The organism is Pseudomonas sp. A0308 (genome assembly GCF_044218815.1).
Taxonomy (GTDB): domain Bacteria; phylum Pseudomonadota; class Gammaproteobacteria; order Pseudomonadales; family Pseudomonadaceae; genus Aquipseudomonas; species Aquipseudomonas iridis.
Window position 1 is genome coordinate 4,257,218 of the sequence record NZ_CP162581.1, and the last position, 25,426, is coordinate 4,282,643.

At 56.9% G+C, this 25,426-nt stretch carries 22 protein-coding genes and 2 pseudogenes; 12 read left to right on the forward strand and 12 right to left on the reverse strand.

Annotation, left to right across the window (positions count from 1 at the left end; genetic code table 11):
- The first annotated feature begins 88 nt into the window (after window positions 1–88).
- Entirely contained in the window at window positions 89–1,090 is a 1,002-nt protein-coding gene (locus tag AB4P92_RS19660) for a DUF6515 family protein (RefSeq protein WP_395598030.1), read from the forward strand.
- A 41-nt stretch (window positions 1,091–1,131) separates the two neighbouring features.
- On the opposite strand, the gene AB4P92_RS19665 is transcribed toward AB4P92_RS19660, so the two are convergent.
- Both AB4P92_RS19665 and AB4P92_RS19670 read right to left on the reverse strand, forming a co-directional pair.
- Complete coding sequence (locus tag AB4P92_RS19665) at window positions 1,132–2,019, reverse strand: cation diffusion facilitator family transporter (RefSeq protein ID WP_395598031.1); 888 nt, start codon at window positions 2,017–2,019, stop codon at window positions 1,132–1,134.
- 15 nt (window positions 2,020–2,034) lie between these two features.
- A complete protein-coding gene (locus AB4P92_RS19670) occupies window positions 2,035–2,454 on the reverse strand; it encodes a polyribonucleotide nucleotidyltransferase (protein ID WP_150602142.1) in 420 nt (139 codons plus the stop codon).
- Between the two features lie 365 nt (window positions 2,455–2,819).
- On the opposite strand from AB4P92_RS19670, the pseudogene AB4P92_RS19675 reads away from it, so the two are divergent.
- Window positions 2,820–3,200 (forward strand): annotated as a pseudogene (locus AB4P92_RS19675) (DEAD/DEAH box helicase); the annotation flags it as partial.
- 457 nt (window positions 3,201–3,657) lie between these two features.
- Here the strand turns inward: AB4P92_RS19675 and AB4P92_RS19680 are convergent.
- The 8 genes from AB4P92_RS19680 to AB4P92_RS19715 all read right to left on the reverse strand — a co-directional run bounded on the left by AB4P92_RS19680 (window position 3,658) and on the right by AB4P92_RS19715 (window position 15,429).
- Window positions 3,658–5,487, reverse strand: coding sequence for a hypothetical protein (locus AB4P92_RS19680; RefSeq protein WP_129591701.1), 1,830 nt, complete (start codon window positions 5,485–5,487; stop codon window positions 3,658–3,660).
- A 235-nt stretch (window positions 5,488–5,722) separates the two neighbouring features.
- Window positions 5,723–6,526 (reverse strand): IS21-like element ISPst3 family helper ATPase IstB, encoded by an 804-nt coding sequence (gene istB, locus AB4P92_RS19685; protein ID WP_134234421.1) that lies wholly within the window; start codon window positions 6,524–6,526, stop codon window positions 5,723–5,725.
- Entirely contained in the window at window positions 6,519–8,018 is a 1,500-nt protein-coding gene (gene istA / locus AB4P92_RS19690; protein WP_395599682.1) for an IS21-like element ISPst3 family transposase, read from the reverse strand. The genes istB and istA overlap by 8 nt, the downstream gene beginning before the upstream one ends.
- Before the next feature lie 368 nt (window positions 8,019–8,386).
- Window positions 8,387–11,035: an AAA family ATPase gene (locus tag AB4P92_RS19695; RefSeq protein WP_395598032.1), complete on the reverse strand. Its 2,649-nt coding sequence runs from the start codon at window positions 11,033–11,035 to the stop codon at window positions 8,387–8,389.
- 417 nt (window positions 11,036–11,452) lie between these two features.
- The gene (locus AB4P92_RS19700) at window positions 11,453–12,442 is read right to left on the reverse strand and encodes an arsenic resistance protein (protein WP_074857882.1); all 990 of its coding nucleotides are present in this window, start codon (window positions 12,440–12,442) and stop codon (window positions 11,453–11,455) included.
- Window positions 12,443–12,705: 263 nt separating this feature from the next.
- A complete protein-coding gene (locus tag AB4P92_RS19705; RefSeq protein WP_395598033.1) occupies window positions 12,706–13,995 on the reverse strand; it encodes an ISL3-like element ISPpu12 family transposase in 1,290 nt (429 codons plus the stop codon).
- 21 nt (window positions 13,996–14,016) lie between these two features.
- A complete protein-coding gene (gene lspA / locus AB4P92_RS19710; RefSeq protein ID WP_003821921.1) occupies window positions 14,017–14,529 on the reverse strand; it encodes a signal peptidase II in 513 nt (170 codons plus the stop codon).
- A 3-nt stretch (window positions 14,530–14,532) separates the two neighbouring features.
- The gene (locus tag AB4P92_RS19715; RefSeq protein WP_004364974.1) at window positions 14,533–15,429 is read right to left on the reverse strand and encodes a cation transporter; all 897 of its coding nucleotides are present in this window, start codon (window positions 15,427–15,429) and stop codon (window positions 14,533–14,535) included.
- A 95-nt stretch (window positions 15,430–15,524) separates the two neighbouring features.
- On the opposite strand from AB4P92_RS19715, the gene cadR (AB4P92_RS19720) reads away from it, so the two are divergent.
- The 4 genes from cadR (AB4P92_RS19720) to AB4P92_RS19735 all read left to right on the forward strand — a co-directional run bounded on the left by cadR (AB4P92_RS19720) (window position 15,525) and on the right by AB4P92_RS19735 (window position 17,886).
- Window positions 15,525–15,932 carry a Cd(II)/Pb(II)-responsive transcriptional regulator gene (cadR, locus tag AB4P92_RS19720; RefSeq protein WP_395598034.1) on the forward strand — a complete coding sequence of 136 codons (408 nt, stop codon included), beginning with the start codon at window positions 15,525–15,527 and terminating at the stop codon, window positions 15,930–15,932.
- 675 nt (window positions 15,933–16,607) lie between these two features.
- On the forward strand, window positions 16,608–16,805 hold the full coding sequence (locus tag AB4P92_RS19725) for a hypothetical protein (RefSeq protein WP_009686170.1): 198 nt from the start codon (window positions 16,608–16,610) through the stop codon (window positions 16,803–16,805).
- Window positions 16,802–17,245, forward strand: a complete 444-nt coding sequence (locus AB4P92_RS19730) for a disulfide bond formation protein B (protein WP_081430179.1) — start codon at window positions 16,802–16,804, stop codon at window positions 17,243–17,245. The genes AB4P92_RS19725 and AB4P92_RS19730 overlap by 4 nt, the downstream gene beginning before the upstream one ends.
- A complete protein-coding gene (locus AB4P92_RS19735) occupies window positions 17,242–17,886 on the forward strand; it encodes a DsbA family protein (protein ID WP_395598035.1) in 645 nt (214 codons plus the stop codon). Before AB4P92_RS19730 ends, AB4P92_RS19735 begins: the two co-directional genes overlap by 4 nt.
- A gap of 81 nt (window positions 17,887–17,967) precedes the next feature.
- On the opposite strand, the gene cadR (AB4P92_RS19740) is transcribed toward AB4P92_RS19735, so the two are convergent.
- Window positions 17,968–18,420, reverse strand: a complete 453-nt coding sequence (gene cadR / locus AB4P92_RS19740) for a Cd(II)/Pb(II)-responsive transcriptional regulator (protein ID WP_009686167.1) — start codon at window positions 18,418–18,420, stop codon at window positions 17,968–17,970.
- 235 nt (window positions 18,421–18,655) lie between these two features.
- Between cadR (AB4P92_RS19740) and AB4P92_RS19745 the strand changes: the two genes are divergently transcribed.
- From AB4P92_RS19745 to AB4P92_RS19770, 6 genes and pseudogenes are all read left to right on the forward strand, one after another.
- Window positions 18,656–20,938 carry a heavy metal translocating P-type ATPase gene (locus AB4P92_RS19745; protein WP_045633917.1) on the forward strand — a complete coding sequence of 761 codons (2,283 nt, stop codon included), beginning with the start codon at window positions 18,656–18,658 and terminating at the stop codon, window positions 20,936–20,938.
- A 16-nt stretch (window positions 20,939–20,954) separates the two neighbouring features.
- On the forward strand, window positions 20,955–21,317 hold the full coding sequence (locus AB4P92_RS19750; RefSeq protein WP_009686164.1) for a DUF3703 domain-containing protein: 363 nt from the start codon (window positions 20,955–20,957) through the stop codon (window positions 21,315–21,317).
- Between the two features lie 8 nt (window positions 21,318–21,325).
- The gene (locus tag AB4P92_RS19755) at window positions 21,326–21,784 is read left to right on the forward strand and encodes a hypothetical protein (protein ID WP_395598036.1); all 459 of its coding nucleotides are present in this window, start codon (window positions 21,326–21,328) and stop codon (window positions 21,782–21,784) included.
- 224 nt (window positions 21,785–22,008) lie between these two features.
- Complete coding sequence (locus AB4P92_RS19760) at window positions 22,009–22,605, forward strand: hypothetical protein (RefSeq protein ID WP_395598037.1); 597 nt, start codon at window positions 22,009–22,011, stop codon at window positions 22,603–22,605.
- A 1,120-nt stretch (window positions 22,606–23,725) separates the two neighbouring features.
- The gene (locus AB4P92_RS19765; protein ID WP_042922181.1) at window positions 23,726–24,196 is read left to right on the forward strand and encodes an antitoxin Xre/MbcA/ParS toxin-binding domain-containing protein; all 471 of its coding nucleotides are present in this window, start codon (window positions 23,726–23,728) and stop codon (window positions 24,194–24,196) included.
- Window positions 24,193–24,381, forward strand: a pseudogene (locus AB4P92_RS19770) (RES domain-containing protein); the annotation flags it as partial. The gene AB4P92_RS19765 and the pseudogene AB4P92_RS19770, both read left to right, overlap by 4 nt.
- A gap of 413 nt (window positions 24,382–24,794) precedes the next feature.
- Here AB4P92_RS19770 and AB4P92_RS19775 read toward each other — a convergent pair.
- A complete protein-coding gene (locus AB4P92_RS19775; protein WP_395599683.1) occupies window positions 24,795–25,175 on the reverse strand; it encodes an antitoxin Xre/MbcA/ParS toxin-binding domain-containing protein in 381 nt (126 codons plus the stop codon).
- Window positions 25,176–25,426 lie beyond the last annotated feature (251 nt).

Here is a 25,426-nt window from a genome sequence, read left to right on the forward strand (position 1 = left end):
TAACCTGTTGCAGAACCCGGTGTGTGTTTCCCCGGTCTTAGCTACAGGCCACTCCAATCAAGGTCTCTGAGCCGCAGTGAGGAATTTCATGAAGTCGCGCATCTGGCAGCTGGCCGGTGTTGGTTTGCTGTGTATGAGTCTCGGTGCGCAGGCACTGGCCGATGAGCCGCAAAATCGTGGCCCTGACGGCGGCGGTCGCGGGCCGGAACATCAGGGCAATAATCAGGGCCATGGCGGCGACAATCAGCAGCGCCCGCAGAACAACGAAATCATCCGTGGCGACAACAGCCGCCAGTTCGAGCACAACGGTCAGCAGAACAACGGCCAGAACCAGAACCGCCCGGCCTACAACCCCAACCCGGTGCGCCAGCCCCCTCCACCGCCGCAGCTACCGGCCAACAGCCTGCCGATCCAGCCGCGCCCCGACGCCGTGCGCCAGACCCAGGAACCGCGTCAGGGTTACTACCGCGATGAGCGTCCGCAAAACGGCTACAACAATCAGCATTGGCAGACCGGCAATCGGCCCAACGACAACCACTGGCCGGGACGTCCGGACGGTCACGGCACTGGTTGGGGACCCGGCCCGCAATATCGCCCGGGGCATGTGATCGATCGCTTCCCCGATCGTGACTATCGCGTGCCGTATCGCGGTCAGGACTACTTCTATTCCGGCGGCTATTGGTATCGCCCGCAAGGTCCGCGCTACATCGTCGTGCAACCGCCGCGCGGGATTCGTACGCAGTACTTGCCGGATTACGCCCGTGAAGTGTGGGTCGGTGGGTCGCTGCTGTTCCTCGCTGCCGGCTCTTACTACGCGTATCAGCAAGACACGCAGGATTACATCGTGGTCGCGCCGCCCGTGCAGCAGCAACAGCCGCAATCCCAGGGCTACGACGTCGAGGCCTATCCGGCCAATGGACAGTCGCCGCAGCAGGTGCAGCAGGACGGGTACCAGTGTTATCAGTACGCGGTGCAGCAAAGCGGTTTCGATCCGCGCACCGCGACGTATCAACCGGCGCCCGAGGTGGTCCAGGCCTACCGTCAGGCCCAGGGCAATTGCCTGAGCAGTCGCGGTTATCAGGTCAGATAGAAGCCGCTACGAGCTGCAAGTTTCGAGCTACAAGCTTGAAGCTAGCGGCTTGTATCTGCTTTGATCGGGTCTGCGTGCACCAGCACTTCGGCTCGCGGGTAGGCTTTGTGAATGGCATCGGCGGCCTGATCGCTGATGCCGTGAGCGACGGACAACGTCAGCTCCCCCGGCAATTCCAGATGCAACTGCACGAACCAGTGGTTGCCCGAGATCCGTGTGCGCAAGTCATGCGCGCCCAGCACCCCCGGCACACTGCACGCCAGTTCGAGCATGTGCTGGCTGACGTCCGTCGGTAGTTCCTCGTCCATCAACACTGAGAAACTTTCTCGGGCGATCTGCACCGCGCTCCACAGGATGTAGACAGCAATCCCCAGACCGAACCACGCATCCAGTTGCTCAAAGCCAAACCCGGCCAGCACCAGCGCAATCAGAATGCTGCCGTTTAGCAGCATGTCCGAGCGGTAATGCAACGAATCGGCGCGCACGGCATTGGAGCCGGTAGCCTTGATCACCCGATGCTGCAACACCAGCAGCGCCAGCGTCAGCAGCAGGGAAAACACGATCACGCCGATGCTCAGCCAAGGCGCGCCCAGCGGCTGCGGATTGTTCAGCCGCTCATACGCCTGAAATGCGATCAACACCGCACTGCCACCAATGAACAGCGCCTGCGCCATGCCGGCCAGCGACTCCGCCTTGCCGTGGCCATAGCGGTGATCGTCGTCCGCCGGACGTAACGCGTAGTGCACCGCCAGCAGATTGAGCAACGACGTGACGCCGTCCAGCGCCGAGTCGGTGAGGCCGGCGAGCATGCTCACCGAACCGCTCAGCCACCAGGCGATGGCTTTGGCGACGATCAGCGTGCAGGCCACCGCCACCGAGGCGCGGGTGGCCAGCCGCAGCAGGCGGGCGTGTTCGGGCTTGGAGATCATGGGCAGGGTGATTCCTTATGCGGCAGGTTGCAGGCCGAACATCGCCAGTTGCTGAGTGCTGCCCTTGTGCTGGATCAGGCGTGGATCGTCCAGCGGGAAGTTGCGCCCCAGTTCCGTTTCGAGAATAGCCTGCAACTTTTGGTTATCGACCTGACCGTCCGGGCCGACGGCTTGCTTGAGCTTGGCCGGATCGATTTGTGCGGTATGACCTGGCTCGAAATAGATCGCGCCAGTGGCGAAGTCGACAGCAAATGCGATCAGCCCGGGGATCACGTAGAACAGCAGCCCGACGGCATCGAGCACGGCAATCGCCGGGTCAATCTTGCCGTCGATCTGGCCGCGACGATCCGGATAGAAAATCGAGCCGCACGCGGTGATTTGAGTGAGCAGGGTGGCGACCAGCACGCCGCCGATCAGGCGAAAAGGTAAACGCATGGGAAATATCTCCTGAGTCATCTAATAACGAAGCGTCGTCGTGTGAAGTTAAGACCCTGACGAACGCCAAGCAGTTCGCCGTTATACTCGCCGCTGGCAGGGCGTGCCCACAGTAAATTGCGGCCTCGTCTCACCCCTACCGAAATATGTTGAGGATTGAAGTTGTTTTCTCCAGATCGACACCGCGTGAAGGCTGATGAGTCCTGTCGGGGTTCGGCCCTCCGGGCTAAAGCTGTGAGCGCGCCATGCTACGTTGCGGGACTTGGCAAGGAAACGACCCTTACCTGCGTCCCGCGCCTTGCCTGGCACGCTCACATCTTTAACGTGACTCGCCATTTACTGTGGGCACGCCCTGGGGAGCCAGCATGATTTCTTTGCCGATCGATGAAGTTTTACCCGCCCTGCGTGAAGCGTTGGCGACACGCCACGAAGCCGTGCTCGAAGCACCGCCCGGCGCCGGTAAAACCACCCGCGTGCCCTTGGCGCTGCTCAATGAAGCCTGGCTCGATGGGCAAACCATCCTCATGCTTGAGCCTCGTCGTCTGGCGGCGCGTGCCGCAGCGGAACGACTGGCCAGCGAGTTGGGTGAGAAGGTCGGGGAGACCGTCGGGTATCGCATTCGTCTCGACAGCAAGGTTGGCCCCAATACCCGCATCGAAGTGGTCACCGAAGGCATTCTCACTCGCCGCTTGCAGGATGACCCGGCACTGGAAGGCGTGGGTCTGCTGATCTTTGACGAATTCCACGTTTTGCCATTTGCACCGAAATAGTGGCATTTCTTGTCAAAATCATCCTGCCCTTCCTCCCTGGGCTCTCTCCCGCCTCTGGACGCTTACGGCGGCCAGCGTGGCCAATGACACCCAGGCCGGCAAACTTCTGTATGGCGAGGAAACCGTAGTGTGTACAGATGCCACCTACATCGGGGTCTAGAAGCGCAACGAACATGCGAGGTGCCAGGTGATCTTGAATATCTCAGCCCGGCGCAATACCTACCAGCGACACGACAAGCACAGTGTCCTCTACAAACAGTCCAGTCCGGCTGCTACACGAGGTTGATCAGGGTGATCAGAAGCTTCCCGTCCGACGTGAGCTTCTCAACTTGCTCAGTAAGTGACCAGGGCTCTGGGCTCTGGGCTTCTTGAACCGCGAATATTCCTTTGGCCTGGGTTCGCGCGTAGATCGGGCGAGCCAAAGTCTTATCTATCAGATTTGATTATTGCCTGCCTTGTTTGAGTCTGAGCGAAAAGCGTCCTCGTCTAAAGTCTTTAGAATGGTTAGCTGGAGTTGAGGTGGAAGATTGAGGTATTCAAGTATTGCGGGATTCAGTTTTTCATGAATTTCTATCTCCGCTTGACCAAAGAATTCATTGATATAGAAATATAGATCTCTAATAACTTCGTATGGTTTTGCGTGATGGGTCCGTAGAATTGATTTTGATTTAAGGCTATTGTTAAAGGTTGTCGAGGTGGCTGTTTTTATTGATTCTTCGTCAAAGGCTACGCTCTGGCAAAGTTTTCTGTGTATTTTAAGAAGCTTGGAGAGGTGCTTTTCAAGTTTTGATAAGGGGTTGCAAAGTTCGTCAGTGGTGCTGGTGGCGTTTTGCAGTGTTATTGAGTTGATTAGCGAGATGGCTTCAAAAACAAGCTTGGTCGAATCTGTCACCTGCGGGTTCTTAGAGAATGTCCAAAATGGGGTTGGCATGGGGATTTCAATTGATACGTTTTGCTGTTTATTTTGAGCTAAACAAATTATAAATGGATCTAGGCTGTTATTTATCCATCTCCCGGGTTTCTTCAATTCCAAGGTAATGGCATAACTTGCTGCAATAACTGCAATTTCACCTAGCTGTTGCTTCTTGCTGCAGTTCAGTATGTCCTTAAGATTCAGCAGCGCACTCGTATTGTCGCCCTCAATTATCTGAAGGCGTGCCTTTAGATAATGGTGTACTGGCTTGAAAATCTCGAAATCTTCGTCTTGCTCAAGAAGGGCGATAGCTTCTCTGACTGGGGTGGTATCCGAGGCCGCTCTGTCGATAATCTCTAGTGCATATGCTAGAGGTGCGCACTCTTCAATAGTCCTGGTGGCTACAAATCTCTCATAACAATTAAAGATTTCCATAATCGATGTGTCGAGATCTGGCTCGGGGAAACAGTTTGAACTTCCTATCATGTCATGATGCAAGATTATGTGAGACTGATGGAAATTGTCTTGAGTTTTTTTCTGGGCTTGGTTGGTGAACTCGTTAATGTAATACTTAAGGATTCCAAGGAGGCTGGCAGAGTGAATGTCTGGTGTGCCGTTGGATAAATGGCCAATAAATCTTTGAATTGCGGTCCCGGCTATATAGGCGGCGCGAACATTTTTGACTTTATCAGGTAGTTCTTCTTTGCAATCGCGACTGCTGAAATTTTGGTTCAGTTTACCAATTTTATCTTCTATTGTTTTTAACTTGATGTCAGATTTTGTTGTGATCTTATTTAGCGAACTCCTGAAGTCCGCAGTGTTTGCCTCGGTTATTTTGTCAAGCTGTTGTCTCACTGCGTTGCGGGTGTTTTTTGCGCAGTCATATTCCGTCATATGAATATCGGGAAGTAGGTCGAAGAGGTAATATAGAGGTGTTGATTCTGGAAGGCGCGCACGGATATGGCATAAAAATAGTGCCAGTTGGGGGAATGCAATTATTGATAAAAATGCTCCCAAACCAGTTCGGTATGACGTTCTGGTGAAAACAGCCCTTGAGCGAATAAATGACAGGAGAGTCTCTGCAGTGTCCAGGAACTCAGAAAGCTCGTCGGCAATATTTTGATCGTCGCCAGACAAGAGCATTAGCAACTCGCCGATTCGACCTTGGTTGGCACTTCGCCACGGTTTGGTTGCATTGGGACCAAAACGAGACTGTCTTCCATGCCACGAGCGCTGGAACGTCAATTTTTGCTCGTTCGCTTCTATCAGGCCGAATCCACTTGCTAGTGCGTCTATGGTTTCTGCGTAGGTTGGAATCCTTGCCCAGCCGAGGCCTGTTGCGTCCTTCATCGATTCTCGCCCTTTCCGGTACCTAGAAAATGCAGAGTCACTGTTGGCGCTGATGGAAAATTGACCCACCCTGCCGATTGAAATTTGACCCAGGGCGGATTGCTGATTTTGTTACCAGCAACTGTGGATAAGTCTACCAGCGCAGCTGCTGTTGCCCCCACTCCTTCGCTAGCCCAGTTCAGTTGTTTAAGACCTGCCACACGCAGCCATGTAGCAGGCCGTCGTCGCCATGAAATCAGAACGGCTCATCGTCCTCCGGTTCTTGGCCGCCCTTACGCTTTCGCTCCCGTGATTTGATCTTGGCCTGGGCCGCCAAGCTACTGTGTTGCAGGCGATAGGACTCGTTACCGGTTTCGACGATGTGGCAGTGGTGGGTCAGCCGATCCAGCAGGGCGGTGGTCATCTTGGCGTCGCCGAACACGCTCGACCATTCGGCGAAGCTCAGGTTGGTGGTGATCACCACGCTGGTGTGTTCGTACAGCTTGGACAGCAGGTGAAACAGCAACGCACCGCCAGCCTGGCTGAACGGCAGATAACCCAGTTCGTCGAGGATGACCAGATCCATGCGCAGCAGTGCCTGGGCGATCCGCCCGGCTTTGCCGTCGTGTTTTTCGCGCTCCAGCAGATTGACCAGATCGACCGTGGAGTAGAAGCGCACGCGCTTACCGTGCCGGGTGATGCCGGACACGGCCAGCGCGGTGGCTAGGTGGGTTTTACCGGTGCCTGGCCCACCGATCAGCACCACGTTCTGCGCGGTGTCGGTAAAGCTCAGATTGGCCAGCTCGCTGGTCAAGCGAGCGTCGGCGCTGGAGGCGCTGAAGTCGAAGCCGGCCAGATCGCGGTGCATCGGCAGCTTGGCCATGTTCATCTGGTGGCTCACCGAGCGCATGGCGCGATCTGTGTGCTCTTGTTCCAGCAGGTGTTCGAGCAGCCACTTGGACGAGGCTGTGTTCGACTCACCCTGTGCAGTTAACTCCGCCCAGGCCGTGGCCATGCCGTGCAGGCGCAGCTCCTTGAGTTCCGCCATCAAATCACGCATGACCGATCTCCTCGGTCTGGCCACGCAGGCGGTCGTAGCGCGCCGTGTTAGCGACGGGGGCTTCCTTGAGCGACAAGTGGGTTTCGACGCTGGGTGGTGGTTCGGTCGCGGCCAGGCGCGCCACGACATTGAGGATGTGTTCGGCGCTCAGGCTGCCGCTTTCCAGTACCAGCTCAACAGCCACCAGCACCGCATCGAGCCCGGCGACCGGTACGGCAGCCAGAACTTGCGCCATGATCCGGTCACCGCCGGCATGACGCCCCAGACCGTGCTTAAGCTGACGCAGCGGCGCCGGCAGATCAGCAAAGGGCGCGCCGTTGCGCAGCGCACCGGGCTTGCGTTCGATCAGCGGGAGGTAGTGCTGCCAGTCATAGCTGACCTGGTCGCGATCCAGCAAGCGGACATGGCTGGCGATCAGCGCGTCGTCAGCCACCACCTCGATTCGCGTCGGATACAAACGGCTGCTGACCCACTTACCCGCGTACTCACACGGCACCGAGTAGCGGTTGCGCCCGACGCTGACCAGGCAGGTGCTGGAGACCCGCGCAGGCCGCTCGACGTAACCGTCGAATGGCGCTGGCACAGGCATCAGTTCAGCGCGCTCCAACTCCAGCACTTCGGCCACACTCAGCCCGCTGTATTGAGGGTGCGTCAGCTCGTTCCAAAGCGCGCGGCAGCGCTGGCCCAGCCAGGCATTGAGTTCCTCGAAGGAGTGAAACTGACAGTCCTGGGCGTCTAGCCAGATACGCCTGCGGCTGTCTTGCACGTTCTTTTCAACGATGCCCTTTTCCCAACCAGCGGCGACGTTGCAGAAGTCCGGATCGAACAGGTAATGCGCGCACATCACCGCAAAGCGCGCATTCACCGCCCGGCTTTTGCCCTTATTGACCTTGTCGACGGCGGTCTTCATGTTGTCGTAGATGCCCCGGCGCGGCACGCCGCCCAAGGAGCCGAACGAGCGTGTATGGGCGTCAAATAACATCTCATGGCCCTGGCTCGGATACGCCACAAGCCAGAACGCACGGCTGGCACACAGCTTCAGATGTGCCACCTGCATACGCCGGTAAATGCCGCCGACCAGCAAGCCTTCCTCGCTCCAGTCAAACTGAAACGCCTCGCCAAGAGCAAAGGTCAGCGGCACAAAGGCCTGCGACGCCTTGCCCTGTCCCCCTCGCCAGGCACGGATAAACGCGGTGAGCTGGCTGTAGCCACCGTCATAACCTTCGGCTTTGATTTGCGCCAACAGCGCCTTGGCACTGCGCCGCTGTTGCTTGGGCCGTAGCGAATCGGCTTTTAGCGCCTGCTCCAGCGTGGCGTGAAAAGGGCTGAGTTTGTTGAAGATCGCGCGGCGTTGGTAGACCGGCGGCTTGGCCTCAGGTGCTCTGACCCACTTGCGAATCGTGTTGCGCGCCAACCCGGTGCGCTTGGCTATCTCATGCAGCGACAGCTTGTCGCGGAAATACATCCGGCGGATTTTGCCCATCATTTCCATACTGATCACCCTGTGTTCTCCTGCTCAAAAATTGAGCAGAAGCAGTTGAACACCTGGGTCAGTTTTCAGTCGGCAGAACAGCCTCTACTGGGTCAGTTTTCGGTCAGCGGCAACATGGAGTCGGCCAAAAGCGGGCAGTCAGTCTGATCCTGCGGCGAACGCTCAAGCGTCTGCTCCCCTCCAAAACCGCCGGATGCAGTACTTCGGCTTCTAAACCGAAGCTGACGTTCTCGCTCAGCGGAAAGAAAGGCTGCTATGTGACTGCCTTCTGTCACAAAGCGCACTTGCAGTCTGAACGGCAGCATTCACGACCGTCGGCCGTAGTACACGTCGCCCGGAAAACATGTCAGAAGTCCGCAGAGCCACCATCAGGCCTGCGGGGCCTCGATCGCCTCGTCAAGCTTGATGACGGTCTCGAGCATGCGCCGAACGATAACTGCATCGAACTCTTCCGCCCGGTCCCCTTCATGGGTCCCTTTGTTCAGGCAGTTCCACTCGACTTTGTGCTTATCGCGGTATCCAAGTATCTCGCCCAGGTGCGGCACGGCCTCCTGGAAAACGGCCACGTCCTTCCCGCCGAGGAACTTGTGGAGCCCCGTCGCCAAGCTCATGAGGTCAGGGTCTCCCGGCCCCCTCATCCCAACACTGATCTGCGCCTGCAGATTCTTACTTGCAATCTTCTTCCAGAGACGGTTGAGCTCTTCTTCGAAGGCCTTCCGGATGTAACTCAGGGAGTCGCGAATACGCCCTTCTTCGTAGCTGCGGGTCGCCACCGTGAGGTAGTGGCGGGGCGAGTCGAGCTTCACGGTGATCTTCTTGGCGGCGAACGGTACGAGGAAGTCGATCCGGGTCACCGTTTCCTTGTACTTTTTCATCGGCACGGCGTTCTCGAGGCGCTTCACGAAATCCTCACCGTGGGTCGTGACGATGAGTTGCCTCTTGCCGACCTCTTCTGGATTCAAGATGAGGTCGATGATCGCGCCCCGGTGCTCATCGTCGATCGAGTTCACGACATCGTCGAATATCAGGAACGGGAGGCGGTCTCTGGTGATCTTCGCCAACAGGATCGCGAGCCCGAGGCACCGAATGTGACCTTCGCTTAGTACCTGGAGCGCGTCGCACTTGTCCCCGTTCTCGAACTCAATCTCTATCCTCTCCCCGGCGGCCGTCGGCAACCTCAGGGAGTTGAGCCTGTCGGAAGGGTGGTCGTTCTTGTTGATCTCGTTGTAGAACTTGAGGGTCTTCTCGTTGAGATCCGCTGCCAAGGCCAAGGGCAGTCCGGCGTTGTAGGCCAGGAGTTTCTGGCGGAGCGAGTCGTAAGAGATGCTGTAGCTCCAGCTTCTCGCGACCCCTGGTTTCTCGGCTTCCGCCTCCCTGATGAGATCTTCGTTCTCTTGGTTGAACTTCTCGATAGCCTGCGTCGCCTCCTTCTCGCTCTTCGCGTTCGCAGCGACGAGGGTCGAGATGGCCACGATTTCCTCGAGGTCCTTGGTGATCGCGAGGTTATCGTCCTCGAGCCTCTTGATCGCGGCTTTGGATTGTTCGACTTTTCCGTTATGGGTGGCGGTCGCGTCCTTCAGCTCCTGTAGGAGCTCGCGCATTGCCGGCACGGCTCGGAGGAAGGTCTCGATGCCCGCCGCGTCCTTAGCGTCGGAAGCCTCAACGCTGAACGAGCCAACCTCGGGCGCTTTGGCGAACCCGACAGCCGTGGCGGACGCCGGAAGCTTGGCGATTGCTGAAATCAAGTCCCGCCAGCCGAGGTCGAGTGCCTCTCGGACTTCCTTGATCCGTTCTTCGGTCCTCAGGGCGGCGTCGAAGTGCTTCAGCTTTTCCTCCGCATTGCTATACGGATCGACCGGAACTACGAGTCGTCCGTCTCGGTAGAGTTCGGAGGCGCACGCGGGGCACTCGTTCTCAAACTTTTCGCGGTTCCCCTGGATCGCGGCGTAAAGATCCCGAAGAGAAAGTTGGTCCTTGTACTGGTTGAGGAACGCTTCCGATTCCGCCTTCTCTTTGATGAGCCGGAGTAGTTCGTCGACGCTGGCAAGGATAACGTCTGTTCCGGGATCGGTGGCCGTTTTAAGGTTCTGCAGGCGGCCGATTTCGGTGTTGTTCGCCTTTTGCTTGCCACCATTGCCTTCGGGTCCGGTTAGGACGGCCTTGATTTCCTCGAGGTCCTTGCACTCCGGATATTTCGATAGCAGCGCAGCGCCTCGCGTTTCAGCGGCTTTGGCTTTTTCCGGGAGGCCTTCGAGGGTCGCCTTGTGTCCGGCGAGGACCTTCGCCCGCTCCGCGAGATCCCTCCCATTCTTTCCAACTAACTCGGCCAGGTAAGTGTCGAGGCTATCGTTGAACTGCGTTGCGAACGTGTTGAACTCTTCCAAGCCGAACAGCGCCGCCAACCGCGCCTGCTGGGCGACCGGGGTATTGGCCGCCACTCGCGCGAATCCGTCGATCCGGTTCTTTTCGATGAAGCAGAATTCGAAACTTCGGGGGTCCGCTTTTACTTCGATTCCTTTCTCCTTCGCGGTATCTCCATACAGGACAGGTTTCGCCGACCTCCTCGATGTGGCGTTCCTGATGTAGTCCGAGACAGGGATCCGCTTCGAATCCGCTTCGTGGATCGAGGCGAGCAATCCGTATTCGAGTGCCTCGCAGAGACTCGACTTTCCCGTCCCGTTCGGTCCATAGACGAAGGTGTACGGATTCTTGAATTCGAAAGTGTGCTTGTCGGAGAACCCACGAAAGTGCTCGACTTCCACCTTGGTTAGCCGGACGATCTCGCTTTCGTTGGCGTCCGCTTCGTCGACCGCGATTTCGAGTGCCGGAGGCGCTGCCTCCCCCTTGTCGACGATCAGTTTTGCCAAGACTTTCCCGCGCCGGCCTCCGGCTGACCCGACCGCCGCGATTTCGTCGAAACCGCCCAGTATCAGGTTGGCTAGTTTTTTCTCGTATTCGGATAGAGTCGGGGCCGACTTGACCAAGAAGCGTTTGAATTCGACTAGGGACTTGGACATATGCGCTCGCGTAGGGGTTGTTGTCGATTATGCGGTCGGGCGCGGGATGTCGGCACGATGCCTCCATTCTATGCAAAAGCATTTTCGGGGAAAGCCGTGTTCGATGTTTTGCGGAAGATGGCGAGGCACCAATCGACGGCTTTTAGCCTATAGCAGACGCGCAACCCGATACGGTCGGCTGTCCACTTCGAACCGGGTGCTCTCGGACAAAAGCTGGGCTCTTCGTCCTCTCGACCCTGCCATTGGAGCCTAAACCGACGAACGTCCGGATTGGGGCGGATGCGGCCGGTCGCGAATGACCGAAACCGACCCATTGCTGTCACTCACCACAGGCCGTAACCGGCCAAAAGCAGACATCCGCAACAAGATGTTGTCCTACGTCCGCTATCGATGTCACGTGACCAACCCGGAGCAGGTTCAGCCGTTGAGCGGTTCGCTAGTCTCGGCACGATCACGGCAAAGAAACGCTGGCACAGCCCGGACATAGACCAGTTCAGCAACCAGCTCGACAAGGGTCTGGGTAATCACCGCAGCGGCGGCGAGCCCCCGCAGCTGTTCAGGCAGCGCTAATGCAAGGGGCAGCACCACCAGTGAGTTGCGCGTCGAGCTGCTGAAGATCACAGCCCTTGCCGACCGCACAGGCAGCTTGCACACCTTGGAGACCAGTGCACCGATTACGGGAGCCAAGAAGGCAAAGGCGATGTAGATCGGCAGTACGGGAGCAAGCCTGCCGATCTCATTCACTACGGGAGCAATCTGCGAGCCGACCACGGCTATGAGCACCGCCGCCATGGCCGGCACAGGTAACCAGGCCCAAGCATCGGCCCATGTCTTCACCGCTGCGGAGCGCTTTACCAATGCTTCTGTCAGCAGTGCCAGGATCAGGGGGGCCATGATGAGTGCCAGAAAGGCTTCGACAAAGGGGCCTATCGACACGACCACCCCCGAAGTATCACTCAGCATAAGCCCCAGGTAGAGCGGTAAAAGAGCAAGCTGAAGTAACAGCAAAATCGGCGTCGCCGAAAGGATCAGGCGTGAGTCACCCCGGCCAATGTGGGTGAACACGACCACGTAATCGATGCAGGGCGTCAGTAGCACCAATAGCACGCCAATCAGGATGGCGGGATGTCCATCCAGGAAGCGGGTCAGCCCCCAAGCCAGGAGAGGAATCAAAACAAAGTTGGCGACTAGGAGCGCAGCCATGAAGGGCTTGTTGTGCAAGCCATCTTTAAGGTTCAGCAACGGAATCTGAAGAAACATCGCATACATCAGAACAGCGATGGTGGGCGTGACCAAGACCGACAATCCCTGGGCGGTATTCGGAGCCAGCAATCCGCCAATCGCCGCGACAATAACCGCTACGAAGTAGATCGGTACTTGGTTCTGCTCTAGTGCATCTCTTGTCATGGTTCACTCAAAGTCATGGTTTGCTCTCCGCGTTAGGGAGGACAAGGATGGTTAGCTAGGGATAAGGCAAGCAGCGCTAACGGCCAATGGTCATTCATCAATGGCTGCTTCAGGCCTGTACTTGCAGGTTAAAAAGGGCAAGGTCGACCCAAACTGGGCACCCTGAAAATTCGATCATTGGCCAAAAACGGAAGCACTGATTTTTGGGTATACGGATTTAATGGTTGATGGGGCACCTTCACCCCATCAATCTGATACCACCCTCAGATGGTTGATAGATCGACTCCGTAGTTGAGTTCCTCTGCGAAGTCCGGCAGTCCGTAACCGATGGTTTTCTTGTAGAAAGGAGAGACCTTCGCAGTCGGTGCCTTCTTCTTGTGCTTCGTGGTGTAGAGCATTCGTGCCAGCATCACCTCGAAGGAGTAACCGCGCCCTTCACGGTTCTTGTCCTTGGCCAGTCGGTTGATGGACTCCGTGTAAGCGTTGGTGACGGGCATGTCCGTCTCGAAGTAGGTCATGGTCTCTTCGCGCCAGTTTCCCACTGCCCTGACCAGATCGCTCCAGACTTCCTTTTGGCCCTTCGGGATGGTGGCTATCCACTCGTCCAGGGCGGCTTCTGCCTGGAGCCGTGTGGTGGCGTCCCAGATGCCGTAGAAGCGCTCCTTGTGCTCGTAGGCGGCCAGCAGTTGCGGGAACGCGCCTGTCCAGGTCTCCATGATGAGGCGCTCCCGGTCTGAGACTTCGTGAGCGCGTTTCAGCAGGATTTTCCGGTCTCCCTTGAGAGTCCGGCTCTGGGACGGTTTCAGCTCCTTTCTGAGGCCCTTGCGCACTCTCTCTAGGGCATCGTTGGCCATGCGCACCACATGGAACTTATCGACCACGATACGGGCCTGGGGCAGCACAGCCTTGACCGCTGCCCGGTAGGGGTTCCACATGTCCATGCTGACGATCTCGACCTTCTGCCGGTCTTTCAGCTTCATCAGGTAGTTGGTCACCACGTCCTGGCGGCGGGTGGCCAGCAGGTCGAGCAGGGTTCGCTCCTCAATGTTGGTCAGAATGCAGCGGTAGCGCTTGTTCAGGTATAGCTCGTCAATGCCCAGGATGCGGGGCGTCTCGAAGCGGTGCCAGCGCCCCAGGAACTCGGCGCGGGCGTTGAAGATGTCGCGCACCGTCTTCTCGTCCAGGCCGGTCTGTGCCGCCACAAAGGTGTAGGGGTGGTTGAAGGATTCCTTCTCCACGTACTCATGCAGCCGCAGTGTCATACGGAATCCGTCCACCATCTCCGGTAGCTGGGGCCTGAATGTTGTCTTGCAGGCCCGGCAGGTGTATCGGCGGCGGACCACCCAGAGAGTGACCCGCTTGCCGTGGATGGGCAGATCACGATAGGGAACGTCACGCTTGCCGAACCGTACGAACTCACCCTGCACGCCGCATTCCTCGCAGGCGATGGGATCGGGCACGTCCACCTGGAAGTGCATTTCGTCGTCGGTTGATTTGCAGCCCAGTACTTGGTATTGCGGCAGGTGAAGGATGTTGTCGGGAAGTTCGGTCATGGTGTTGTATAGGCGTAGGTGTCAGTCAGATCCATCCGACTCGGCATTGGTGTTTGCTTTTTTACCCAACAAGCTGCTGGAAACGAAAAGTAAGGCACCGAGGACAATTGCAATATCAGCCAGGTTGAAGGCCGGCCAATGCCAGTCTCGCCAATAGAAATCAAAGGAATCCACAACATAGCCGCGAAAGACCCGGTCAATCAGGTTGCCCATGGCGCCACCGAGGATAAGACTGTAAGCGATGGCTTCTCCTTTATGACGATTTTCAAGGATCAGCTTGATCAGAAAAATCGAGACCACTACCGCGATTCCGATAAAAAAGTAGCGCTGCCAGCCTCCACCATTCGCAAAAAGACTGAATGCGGCACCGGTGTTCCATAGGTGCACCCAGTTAAAGAACGGGGTCACCGAAACATACTCGCCATAGGCCATTGATTGCTGCACCAGCCACTTTACAGCCTGATCAGACGCTGCCAGCAGGCCCGATATGGACAATAGGGCATACGGCGAGAGCTTTTTGCCAATAATGAGCATTATTTAACCCTTCAACGCCAAAATGCGTCTGGCACCGTTAAGTACAATGCCCCCCGCGATGGTGCCGATAATCAGATCCGGATAATTGGAACCGGTCCACGCGACCAGGGCGCCGGCGGTGATGACCCCCAGGTTGATCACCACGTCGTTGGCCGAGAATATCCAGCTTGCCTTCATGTGCGCCCCGCCTTCCCGATGTTTGGATATGAGCAGCAGACAACTGGTATTGGCAATCAATGCGACGAATGCGATAGCCATCATCACCAGCGATTCAGGCTCACTACCGAATACAAAGCGTCTCACCACCTCTACGAGCACGCCCACAGCCAAGATCAGTTGCAGTACACCAGCAAGATGCGCGGCACGTACCTGCATTTTCACGCTATGTCCAACCGCATAAAGGGCAAGCCCGTACACCGCCGCATCGGCAAAATTGTCCAGGGATTCTCCAATCAGGCCGGTGGACCGGGCGATCAGACCGGCAGTCATTTCCACCACGAACAGAAGTGCATTGATGCCGAGCAGCCAGCGCAGGGTCCCGGATTCTTGCTTAGCAGAAGCTGCCGAAAACTCGGCGGCCTTGATGGTCTCCGGATTTGCAGCGACGGTTTCCTGAAGCGAGGCGCCTAGCCCCAAGGTCTTCAGTTTCGAGGTGACGGGCTCGACCTCGCCGTCATGCACGACCTTCAGCCGGCGGTTCGACAAGTCGAAGGACAGCGCCCGAATCTCCTCAAAGCCGTTCAGGGCTAGGCGAATCATTCGTTCTTCTGATGGACAGTCCATCTTCGGCACGGCATAAACACTGACCCATCTCCCTGGCGCCTCGGAGGAGGCCTGTATATCGGTATCCGCTGCGGACGTTGCATCACCGCCACAGGCGCCACCACAGGATTTGCTCATGATACGACTCCACTTGAACAATGTTGTGGTACCATTTAAAACTATAAAGCTACTATAAGGTCAATAGAGTAAAGAATCCGTTGGGGAGGAGGCTGATGCGCATTGGTCAGTTGGCGCAGTTGGTAGGGGTCGAAACACAGACGATCCGCTTCTATGAACAGCAGGGCTTGTTGCCGCCGCCTGATCGGCAGGACAACGGTTACCGTGTCTATACCGAGAAGCATGGTGAGGGGCTGGCCTTCATCCGTCGCTGCAGAATCCTGGGCCTGTCACTGGCTGAGATTCACGAACTACAGAGCTATGAGGACGACCCTCATCAGCCTTGTACCGCCGTCAACGCCTTGCTCGATGATCACATCTCTCATGTGCGGTCGCAGATAGCCGCTCTGCAAGCGCTTGAGAAACAACTCGTTTCACTGAGAGCGAGTTGCAACGATGACCGGGAAGTTGAGGCGTGTGGGGTTCTTGCTGGAATTAGCGAAGGAAACATGCACCAGCAGTAGGTGAAGCATCAACCAGATAATCCGATGAGATGCCGGTCTGTCTCACTCTCATGCAAAGGTAAGATCAACCATTTAATCCGCTTACCCTGATTTTTCCATCATGCATCCTAGCCCGCCCCACCTAAGCCGCACAGGTATCGCCATGGTGCTTGTGCCTACTCCCCGAGAATGGTCTCATTGCGGAGAAATTCGTACGGCGACCGTATCTTCATACCCATGAGGGTCGGAGCAAATACCTCTCACCTCTATACATATCGACATCATCCCGATGCCCAGGCGTAAGGTCACAATCCAAGTAGTGCTTACACTGAGCCTGGCATTGCTGCTGGTCATGGGTTGGCATATGTCTTCCCTGTTGGTTGGTGCAGAGCCGCAAGCGGGATTCAAGAGCGAAGCCGCGCACAGTAGCTTGCTCACAGAGGCAGCCCCCTCTTGCGTCTTTTGTGCAGGTCACCAGCACTCGCCGATGACTGCCGACCATGTGCACGAGACCCCTTACCTTGGGCCGCTGCTTATCCTGCCAGCACAGGCAGAAAGCAACATCCTGACTACCCTGCCGGATGAAGCCGCACCAACTCGCCTGGTCTACTTGATTGAGCGCCCTCCGCGATCCAGCCGCGTGATCTAAGCACAGCCGCACTGCGGCTAAAGACCACTGCAATCCAGGATCAACTTATGCAATCGCTTTCTCCGCGCGAGCCAGGGGCGTTGTTTGCGCACCTGCGCCGCCCGATGCGCTTATTACTGCTCGCTATCGTGCTGATGCTCATGGGCATGGCAGATGCACTGGCTCAAGACGTCACCACGAACGATATCGCGTCGACGGTAGTTCCCGTGCCACCCACCTCTGTAGAGGGTAGATATCAACCATGATGGAAACAGAGACAAACACTCGCTTTCCCAGCCCCTGGAGCCTGTTGCTTATGGCCTGGGGTATTGCGTTGGTTTCGACCTTAGCCGCCTTGTTCATCGGCGAGGTCATGGGCAAAACGCCCTGCGTGCTCTGCTGGTTCCAGCGCGCATTCATGTTTCCACTGGTCGTGATTCTGGCCGTTGGTTGCTACACCTCGGATTTCGGGGTCTGGCGTTATGCGTTGCCGGTTACCGTCGTGGGCTGGCTCATCGCGCTCTACCACAGCCTGCTCTACTTTGGGGCCATACCGGAGAGCATCAAGCCCTGCGGGGCAGGCCCGTCCTGCTCCAGCGCTGACATGACGATTTTCGGCAGCGTCCCTCTGCCACTGCTTTCGCTGGTCGCATTCACCCTTATCGCTGTTCTTCTTGTTCTCATCCGTCGGAGGTCTTCCCTATGAGCAGACGTGCAATCGTCCTCGTCATCAGCATTCTTACTGCGCTCGGCTTCACTGCTGCGGCATTCTTTTATGATCGATATTCGGTAAGTGAAGAGACCCCGCCAGTTGCTCCAGTGGCTAGCTCGTTGGTGCGCTTCCATTCGCCCGTTATCGGCACCGCCAATGCGCCCGTAACCATCGTTGAGTTCTTCGATCCGTCCTGCGAGGCCTGCCGCGCCTTCTTTCCAGTAGTGAAACAGATCCTGGCTGACAACCCGAATGATGTGCGCCTGGTGCTGCGTTACGTCCTCTTCCATGAAGGCTCTGAAACAGCAGCAAGAATCCTCGAAACTGCACGCAAGCAGGGGGTCTTCGAGCCTGTTCTGGAAGCACTCATGGTGGCGCAACCGCAATGGCACAGTGACCCACTGGTGCAGAAGGCCTGGGAAGCTGCTGAAGCGGCAGGCTTGGATGTGGAAAAGGCCCGTGTGGAGATGATGGCTGGCGATATCACCGAGGCCCTGAAAAGGGACTCTCAGGATGCCCAGGCTGCTGGCGTGCGCCAGACGCCCACGTTCTTTGTGAATGGCAAGCCGCTATTGAGTTTCGGCGCGCAGCCACTGATTGATCTGGTCAAAGCTGAAGTCGAACAAAGCAAATAAGCGCTAACCGTCTGCATACAGCTGAGCCAGACTCACCACCTGCCATGTAGCGTGCCTCGCATGGCAGGTGGTGGCGCATGTTTAGTGGCGGTGGCTTTTCCCAACATGAGTGTGGCCATCATCCGGAAGCGCACTGACACCGCCAGTGGTGTTCAGGCGCTGGAGGATTCCACACTCGTCTACGCCGCGCTCAGAGGCGCAACGGTGTCGTAACTCAACCAGCTGTTGTTGCAGGGCCAGCAGGCTGGTCACGCGCGCTTGCACATGCTCAATGTGCTCATCCACTAAGCTATTCACACCCTCACAGTTCCCCTCTGGCCGATCCATCAGCGCCAACAAGCTTCTGATCTCGTCCAGGGTCATGTCCAGTGTTCGGCAGTTACGGATGAACGTAAGTCGCTCAAGGTGCTCACTGCTGTACAGGCGGTAATTACCCTCGCTGCGGGCCGGAGCGGGCAACAGCCCCTCGCGCTCGTAATAGCGAACCGTTTCAACTTGGCAATCGGCAAGCTTGGCCAGCTCTCCAATCTTCATGAGTTACCTCTTCAGCAAACGCTTGACCCTGTAGTGGCTTCAGGGTGTTCACTCTGCACAACTGTTCAACGAGGATACCTTCATGGCTGGCTGCTGCGGTGACGAATACAAACCTGAAGCGGTTTCAAAGGATGTCTGCTGTGACTCCAACGAAGCAAGCAAGTGCTCTGCCACAGCGGCTACAGCAGTAAATGCCGTAACCGGCTCCAGGCTCAGCAGCTTCCGCATTGCGCAAATGGACTGCCCTACTGAGCAGACGCTGATTCAGGACAAACTGAGCAAGCTCGCAGGCATAGATAAGCTCGACTTCAACCTGATCAATCGGATTCTTGGGGTATGGCACAGCTTGCCGTCGACCGCGCCTATCGAAGCGGCAATCTCGTCCCTGGGTATGCAAGCAGAGCCGCTATCTGCTGAAGGGCAAGCCCGCATCAAAATCGAACAGATGGACTGCCCAACGGAAGAAAAGCTAATCCGCGACAAGCTGACCTCGCTACCCGGCATCAGTGCGTTGGAGTTCAACCTGCTTCAGCGCGTACTGACGCTCAGCCACTCAGCAGAAGCACTGCCAGCAGCACTGGCAGCTATTCGCGAGCTTGGTTTCACGCCAGTGGTTGAGGGTTCCGCAACAGCAAACGAAGAAACGCAAAGCACCCCGCGCAAGAAGGCCTGGTGGCCCTTGGCGCTATCGGGCGTGGCCGCCGTATCGGCGGAAGTGATCCACTTTGCCGAGCTTGCGCCAGATTGGGCTGTGGCTGGCATGGCGCTGCTCGCCATTCTGCTGTGCGGCCTGACGACCTATAAAAAGGGCTGGATCGCGCTGAAGAACCGTAACCTGAACATCAATGCGCTGATGAGTATCGCGGTGACCGGTGCGGTGCTGATTGGACAATGGCCAGAAGCGGCCATGGTCATGTTCCTCTTTTCTGTCGCCGAGTTGATCGAAGCGAAGTCGCTGGATCGGGCGCGCAATGCCATACGCGGCCTGATGGATCTGACGCCGGAGCGCGCCACGGTGCAGCAGATCGATGGCACATGGCTTGAAGTTGACGTTAAAACCATCGCCGTAGGCGCATTGGTCAGGGTAAGACCGGGCGAACGAATCGGTCTCGATGGCGAGGTAACTTCCGGGAATTCCACCATCAACCAAGCGCCCATCACAGGGGAAAGCCTGCCTGTAGAGAAAACCATCGGCGATCCGGTTTTTGCAGGAACCATCAACGAAGCCGGCTCCTTGGAATACCGCGTCCTGGCCGCCGCAGCCAACACCACGCTGGCACGTATCATTCACGCGGTCGAAGAGGCGCAGGGTTCACGTGCGCCGACCCAGCGCTTTGTCGATCAGTTCGCCAAGGTATACACCCCTGTCGTATTCCTATTCGCCCTGGCTATCGCCATTGTGCCGCCACTCTTCATGGCCGAGCCCTGGTACGACTGGATCTACCGTGCCTTGGTGCTGCTGGTGGTCGCTTGCCCTTGCGCCTTGGTCATCTCGACGCCCGTCACCATTGTCAGTGGCCTGGCAGCGGCGGCGCGTAAAGGCATTTTGGTCAAAGGCGGCGTCTATCTGGAAATCGGTGGCAAGCTTGGCGTCCTGGCACTCGACAAAACCGGAACCATTACTCATGGCAAGCCGGTACAGACCGATTACATGCCGTTGGTTGAACAGGACTCAGAACTCTACCGTACTCATGCTGCCAGTCTCGCCAGTCGCTCTGACCACCCGGTTTCGCAGGCAATAGCCAAGCATGCCACTGAGAATGGCCTGACGTTTGCTGCCGTTGAGGGATTCGAAGCCCTACTGGGTCGAGGTGTTCGAGGCACCATCGAAGGCATAGATTTCCACCTGGGTAACCACCGTCTGGTGGAAGAGCTTGGCCTCTGCTCACCCGAGCTGGAAGCGACGCTGGAGCGTCTCGAACGCCAAGGTAAAACAGTGGTGGTGCTGTGCAATCCGCAGCGTGCCATTGCCCTGTTCGCCGTTGCCGATACCGTCAAGGACTCCAGCCGCCAGGCAATTGAGGAACTTCACGCGCTTGGCGTGAAGACCACAATGCTGACCGGCGATAACCCGCACACCGCAGATGCGATTGCACAGCAGGTAGGCATCGACGAGGCACGCGGCAATCTCCTGCCAGTCGACAAATTGCAGGCCGTTGAAGCATTGCAAGCGCGCGGCTACGTTGTTGGGATGGTCGGCGATGGCATCAACGATGCGCCGGCGCTGGCGAAGTCTGAAATCGGTTTCGCCATGGCCGCCGCAGGCACAGACACTGCCATCGAAACTGCGGATGTGGCCTTGATGGATGACGACCTGCGCAAGATCCCGGCCTTCATCCGCCTGTCTCAACAGACCGCCGCCATCCTCAAGCAGAACATCGTGCTGGCGTTAGGGATCAAGGCCCTGTTTCTCGCCATTACCTTAACGGGGCAGGCGACGATGTGGATGGCCGTCTTTGCAGACATGGGTGTCAGTCTGCTGGTGGTGTTCAACGGCCTGCGCCTGCTTAAAAAGTAGGGTTGGAGGATTGAAGATGAAAGCAGCATTGCAACTCGCAATTGAACAAGCCTTTCAGCAGGCCCGGCAGGCCATGCAGGAACAGCGCAGTACAGATGCCTTTCAATGGCTGGAGCGCGCGCACATCCTGACTCAGCGCCAACCTTTGCTGCATGCCAGGTCACACTGGCTGATGCTCACGCTCGGCTGGCAAATTGGCGATTATCGCGAGGTGGCCGGGCAAATACCGCGCATTTTCGCGGCCTTGTTGTTCTCCAAAATCTGGGTGCCCCTCGGCAATACAGGCCGCTCCAGAATCAGTGCGTTCAAGCCCATGCCGGTTCCTGAAGAACTCCAGACCTTGCTTGCGAGTGACGAGCAAAACCTGTCCAGTCGGTAATTGCGCCCATGCAAGTCGATCTCGCCACCCAGCTGCCGTGCCCACTCGCAAAGGTGATCGCCCAGGTGCGCAAACCACGCCTGTTGCGTCAGGTTGCTTCACCCTTATTGAGTTTCAGCCCGCTGGATCCGGCTGAGTTTCCTGATACCTGGAGCGAGGGCACCTACTGGGTCAAGCTGAAGCTATTCGGCGTACTTCCCATTGGCCGTCAGGCAATTGTGACTACCTACCCGCAGACGGAAAACGCTCAGGCCTTCATGCTCAGAGACAACGGCTACAGCCCGCTGATCAATAAGTGGGATCACCTGATTACGGCACAAGAAGTGAGTGGCGGAACGCTTTACCGAGATCGCGTGACTATCGATGCCGGCATCCTCACCCCGTTCGTGTGGCTTTTTGCGCGCCTGTTTTACGCCCATCGTCAGCGCGGCTGGGCAGTCCTGGCGGCAAATGGCTTTAACTACTGAAGCACGACATGCCCAGGCAGGCTGCTCATCCAGAAGGCAGTCCATCTTGGCCACTGAAAATTCGCTCACGCAGGCAACCTCCTTGGTCGGAGCAGCTTCAATACAACCTGTAGCAGGTACGGGATCAACTTTTGACCTGCATCAGGCTACACCCGTCTTCGAGGTCTATATTGACTACTGGTGACTCACCCCACGACCCACTTTCACCTGCAAGGAACTGAGCAATGAAAGCACCAAAACTCGCCACCTTCGCTTTGGCGGCTGCGCTTTTTCCGGCCTTAACCTTTGCGCAGCAGGACTCCAGTACCACCAGCCAGGCTCAACAGCAGCCAATGAGCGTTGAGCAATTTGATCAAGAGATGGCGAAGGCACAAGAAAACCTGAAGAGAATGCAGGAGCAAATGAGCCAAATTCAGAAAGCAAGCGACCCTGCACAGCGTCAGAAACTGATGCAAGAGCACCAAACCATGATGCAGCAAGGAATGCACATGATGAACGGAATGCGTGGCGGCGGAATGATGGGGTGCTGCGGAGGGGGCATGCAGGGCGGCCATATGATGGGTGACGGTCAGATGATGGGCGGGGGCCACATGATGGGTAACGGTAAGATGATGGGTGGGGGCCACATGATGGGTAACGGTAAGATGATGGGTGGGGGCCACATGATGGGCTGGGATCAAATGGGCAGCCACTACTCCCAGATGACGCCTGAGCAGATGAAGCAGCATCAATACATGATGGACAGGTACATGGGCATGCAACAGATGATGATGGATCAGATGATGCAGCATCAGCAGCATATGGGCATGCCACAGCGCTGAGACTTCACACTTATTCCACGGGCAGCATGCTGTTCCCGTACGGTATGAATACTCTCATGCGCCAGCCCAACTCACGCTAGGGGCGTTGGGCTCCCCCGATTCAATTTTTGGCTCACCTGAAGATTCAGCGCTAAAGCTCCTGTGAATGGTGACTTTTTTGTGCGCTCCGTCGACGCATCAACCAATAGGGGGCACGAATACGTCAACTCTGTATCAGCGGACACCTACATGTCTGGCTGGCTAATGGCTGCTTTTGGCCGTTAGCTGCCTCTTACCGGCGACAGCGGGGCGAAGACCGTGGCCAGGTGAAACAGCCGTTTCCCGTCGCGATTAGCGATCAGAGTCAACAGATATTAGCTGCTGGTCTATCAGAAATTTGAGGGCTTCGATTGGATCAGATGGCGGCAGTGGATGGTGTTGACGTTCGTATTCCACGATCAGTTTCGCCAATAGTTCCAGCTCGCTGCCCTCTGAGCAGTCGGATTCTGCACCCCAAAGTTGCGTCAAGCGCGCTAAGGCGGTGGCTAGCTCCTCATCGGAGCGAATCGGCTTTTTGTTAATAGCGCTGTCTCCTTCATAGATCTGGTTGTAACGCTACCTGCGCTGGCTTTTGCAAGCCACTGCTATCATCGCGGCCCTCGATAATTCAGCGCGCCGTGCTCTCGTTCTATCGAAGGAGACGCAACGAATCGCTGTAGAATGATGTGGCTCGATAAATCCTGGGCTCAATAACTGAGTTCAGCATATTATCCGCCGAAGCGCTTGAGGCCATCGACAGCTATTGACTGGTTACTGTATTTCGTGACAACAGCTGTAAGTCGATAACGACCCGCCCAACGCCGTCCGGCTCCCGTACAGCTCCCTCAGATTGGCAGGCCTGGACAAGGCGTGGCTATCTCGCCCGGCGCGCAGCCCTTATCGCAGTTTGGTGGCTGGCAGTTTCAGGACTGGCGCCGGGCAGCTCAACTGCGCAGTGCGAAATGAGCATCCCGAATGGGCGTCAGGTGATGCGCATAATTGATTCAGACGATGAACAGAGCGATGTGATATCAAGCACCTACTGCCTATGGTGCCGAACAGCGCTACATTCATGTCATTTTTCGCATCTGGAGGTGACGCTATGGATTCCGCGTTTGCTCGTACTCGCAGGGCAGCGGCCGCCCCCCGCAAGCCAACGGAATACCTTCTCCAAAAAAGTGCTGACCAGCTCAGTCCTGTCATCGTCTACAGGCTCACGGTCAAAGGCTTTGATCTGAAAGACGTTAAAGACATGCTTGCGATATCTGATCTGTATTCAACCAAGAAGATCATGAGTCGCATTGTTGGTAAGTCCATCAGGACAATTCAGCGCCAGGGCAGCAGGCAGCCAGCACACCTGAACTCTCAACAGAGCGCCGTTGCTTTCCAGTACGCGAAGGTGCTGGAGCACGCGATGAATGTGTTCGGCACCCAGAAGCTGGCTGAAGAATGGCTAGGGCGCCCTTGCAAGCACCTGGATGGCGACGTGCCGCTGGACGTTATCGACAATCCGTTCGGCTTTCAGGCGGTCGAGGATTATCTGGAACGTATCGAATACGGGGTCTATCAGTGAATTTAATTCACTGGTCTAGCTCTTGGTACGCATGGCGCCTCGACCGCGAGCTCTACCAGGACACCTGGGACTGTGGAATGGGTGCGTACAAGATGTGGGGCCGTTGGAATCCTCCGGGACGAAACGTCGTGTATGCCTCCGTGGACCCCTCAACCGACATTTTGGAGGCAGCCCAAGTTGGCGGAATGACGGGAGGCAAAAATGGGGCGTAATCGTGTCGAGCGCTCTGAGTCGTAGAAAGGCCTGGACGAGAGTCAGCGGCTGGTTAGAGCAAATCGTCGCTGCTGCGTGGCTTCTATCACGGCGCTTCATCGCAGCGGCAACTGTCGTACCATGCCATCGGAGCAAGCGTGAGCACGCGAGGTTTCGATGAAAAAGCGGAAACGTACATCTGAAGCTGAAATGATAGCTCGATTCCGAGAAGAAGCGCGCTTGGTGTTGGCTAAACGCCATGGTGCTCAAGGGCGCTTGTTAGCTATTGCCGCTGCCGCGGGTCGAGATATGGAGCCGGTCGGCCGCTTGGCCGGTTCTACCCTTAAAATAAAGGATATCTAGGGCGGAAACTGGTTAGAGGCGCTCATGATTCGTAGTTGCGCCGCTACAAGTTCCGTATCGAAGCTAGGTAGCGGTGCACCTCCGCCAGTTCAGCAGTGCGCCCTGACAGCATGAACTGCAGAGCGCTTTGGCCGTTGAAGAGGGGTGTTTTGTTGGGTTTTCTAACCCAATGGTAGCCGTAGTCGGCATGATTGCTGAAGACCACCCTCAAGGATCTGTGGATCCCCATCAGGTAGGAAATCCTCTCCATGAGATCGTGGCACAGGCATACCTCTGGCAAACACTTGTACTTGTGATAGGCGGCGTCGCCTATTATTCCCAGCAGAACTTTCTGCTCAGCTTCAGAGCAGTCCCATTTTTCCATAAGGTTAAAGAAAAACGTCAACGCGACCTTGCCTGCAAGTGGACTATTAGGGGCTGCCATTTGATCTTCATCATTTAAAGTCACGTTAATAGACCTCAGTTTACAGCCGCAAAACGCGGGCCTTGGCTACGGGAATCATCCTTTCCACTATAACCAGCGTGGCGCGCGCTACGGACAGACCTGCGGATCTCGCCGCACGGCCTCGATGGGAGCCAAGCTGCGTCTACTCAATTTCCGTAGCGCCCCGTGAATGCGGTCGGGACTGTGCGATGGCAACGTGCCGCATTCCCGCACGCACTGTTGTGGGCACC

What these genes read in the sequence shown, in the direction of transcription:
- AB4P92_RS19660 (WP_395598030.1), top strand. Translation starts at nt 89, where the DNA reads ATGAAGTCGCGCATCTGGCAGCTGGCCGGTGTTGGTTTGCTGTGTATG.
- AB4P92_RS19665 (WP_395598031.1), bottom strand. Translation starts at nt 2,019, where the DNA reads ATGATCTCCAAGCCCGAACACGCCCGCCTGCTGCGGCTGGCCACCCGC.
- AB4P92_RS19670 (WP_150602142.1), bottom strand. Translation starts at nt 2,454, where the DNA reads ATGCGTTTACCTTTTCGCCTGATCGGCGGCGTGCTGGTCGCCACCCTG.
- AB4P92_RS19680 (WP_129591701.1), bottom strand. Translation starts at nt 5,487, where the DNA reads ATGAAGGACGCAACAGGCCTCGGCTGGGCAAGGATTCCAACCTACGCA.
- istB (WP_134234421.1), bottom strand. Translation starts at nt 6,526, where the DNA reads ATGCGTGATTTGATGGCGGAACTCAAGGAGCTGCGCCTGCACGGCATG.
- istA (WP_395599682.1), bottom strand. Translation starts at nt 8,018, where the DNA reads ATGGAAATGATGGGCAAAATCCGCCGGATGTATTTCCGCGACAAGCTG.
- AB4P92_RS19695 (WP_395598032.1), bottom strand. Translation starts at nt 11,035, where the DNA reads ATGTCCAAGTCCCTAGTCGAATTCAAACGCTTCTTGGTCAAGTCGGCC.
- AB4P92_RS19700 (WP_074857882.1), bottom strand. Translation starts at nt 12,442, where the DNA reads ATGACAAGAGATGCACTAGAGCAGAACCAAGTACCGATCTACTTCGTA.
- AB4P92_RS19705 (WP_395598033.1), bottom strand. Translation starts at nt 13,995, where the DNA reads ATGACCGAACTTCCCGACAACATCCTTCACCTGCCGCAATACCAAGTA.
- lspA (WP_003821921.1), bottom strand. Translation starts at nt 14,529, where the DNA reads ATGCTCATTATTGGCAAAAAGCTCTCGCCGTATGCCCTATTGTCCATA.
- AB4P92_RS19715 (WP_004364974.1), bottom strand. Translation starts at nt 15,429, where the DNA reads ATGAGCAAATCCTGTGGTGGCGCCTGTGGCGGTGATGCAACGTCCGCA.
- cadR (WP_395598034.1), top strand. Translation starts at nt 15,525, where the DNA reads ATGCGCATTGGTCAGTTGGCGCAGTTGGTAGGGGTCGAAACACAGACG.
- AB4P92_RS19725 (WP_009686170.1), top strand. Translation starts at nt 16,608, where the DNA reads ATGCAATCGCTTTCTCCGCGCGAGCCAGGGGCGTTGTTTGCGCACCTG.
- AB4P92_RS19730 (WP_081430179.1), top strand. Translation starts at nt 16,802, where the DNA reads ATGATGGAAACAGAGACAAACACTCGCTTTCCCAGCCCCTGGAGCCTG.
- AB4P92_RS19735 (WP_395598035.1), top strand. Translation starts at nt 17,242, where the DNA reads ATGAGCAGACGTGCAATCGTCCTCGTCATCAGCATTCTTACTGCGCTC.
- cadR (WP_009686167.1), bottom strand. Translation starts at nt 18,420, where the DNA reads ATGAAGATTGGAGAGCTGGCCAAGCTTGCCGATTGCCAAGTTGAAACG.
- AB4P92_RS19745 (WP_045633917.1), top strand. Translation starts at nt 18,656, where the DNA reads ATGGACTGCCCTACTGAGCAGACGCTGATTCAGGACAAACTGAGCAAG.
- AB4P92_RS19750 (WP_009686164.1), top strand. Translation starts at nt 20,955, where the DNA reads ATGAAAGCAGCATTGCAACTCGCAATTGAACAAGCCTTTCAGCAGGCC.
- AB4P92_RS19755 (WP_395598036.1), top strand. Translation starts at nt 21,326, where the DNA reads ATGCAAGTCGATCTCGCCACCCAGCTGCCGTGCCCACTCGCAAAGGTG.
- AB4P92_RS19760 (WP_395598037.1), top strand. Translation starts at nt 22,009, where the DNA reads ATGAAAGCACCAAAACTCGCCACCTTCGCTTTGGCGGCTGCGCTTTTT.
- AB4P92_RS19765 (WP_042922181.1), top strand. Translation starts at nt 23,726, where the DNA reads ATGGATTCCGCGTTTGCTCGTACTCGCAGGGCAGCGGCCGCCCCCCGC.
- AB4P92_RS19775 (WP_395599683.1), bottom strand. Translation starts at nt 25,175, where the DNA reads ATGGCAGCCCCTAATAGTCCACTTGCAGGCAAGGTCGCGTTGACGTTT.